1 protein-coding gene is annotated in these 833 nt (G+C 73.7%); it reads left to right on the plus strand.

From position 1 onward, the window contains the following. On the plus strand, window positions 1–661 hold a 661-nt coding region (locus KVT45_RS55060; protein WP_302832724.1), incomplete at its 5' end, for a sigma factor-like helix-turn-helix DNA-binding protein. Window positions 662–833: the final 172 nt, after the last annotated feature.

The following is an 833-nucleotide window of genomic DNA, read 5'->3' on the forward strand; positions in this document are numbered from 1 at the left end:
CGAGCTGCCCGCGGGCGACGCGGACGGACCGGAGACCCTCGCCGTTGCGCGGGAGACGATCGAGCTGGCGTATCTGGTCGCAGTCCAGCACCTCGCGCCGCGCCCGCGGGCAGTGCTGATCCTGCGGGACGTGCTCGGCTGGCCGGCGAAGGACGTCGCGGAGCTCCTCGGGGACTCCGTCAACTCCGTGAACAGCGCGCTGCAGCGGGCCCGCGCCGGCATGCGGGAGCACCTGCCCGCAGAGCGGCAGGACTGGACCGGCGGCGAACAGGACGCCGGGACACGCGAGCTGGTGCGCCGCTTCACCGAAGCCAGCGTCGCGACCGACGTCGGCAAGATCGCGGCCATGCTGCGGGACGACGTCCGGTGCTCGATGCCGCCCACACCGGGCCTGAACGTCGGCCGCGACGCAGTGGTGAACGACTGGGTCGAGGACGGCTTCGAGGGCATGACGGGCCTGCGCGCCGTCCACACCTCCGTGAACCGGCAGCCCGCCATTGCCTTCTACCTCTGGCGGGACCGGGAGGGCGCGTACCTGCCGCTGACGATCGACGTCCTGCGCGTCACCGGCGGGGCGATCACCGAGATCGTCATCTTCCACGACGACCAGTTCCCGCGGCTCGGGCTGCCCGAGCGCCTGCCGGCGGACGGCACGGAATAGTCCCGGTGTGGACGCTCACACTGCGCGGCGGCGCGCGTGTCGCGGTGGTCGCGGCGGAGTGGCACGACGCGTTCGGCGTCGTCACCCGCGGGCGGCTGCAGCTGGAGCTGCACGACGGCGAGCCCGGGCCGGACCTCGGACGCGACGCCGGGTTCTGGCTCCGCGGCACCGG

This window comes from Streptomyces sp. GbtcB6 (assembly GCF_019091475.1).
GTDB lineage: Bacteria > Actinomycetota > Actinomycetes > Streptomycetales > Streptomycetaceae > Streptomyces > Streptomyces hyaluromycini.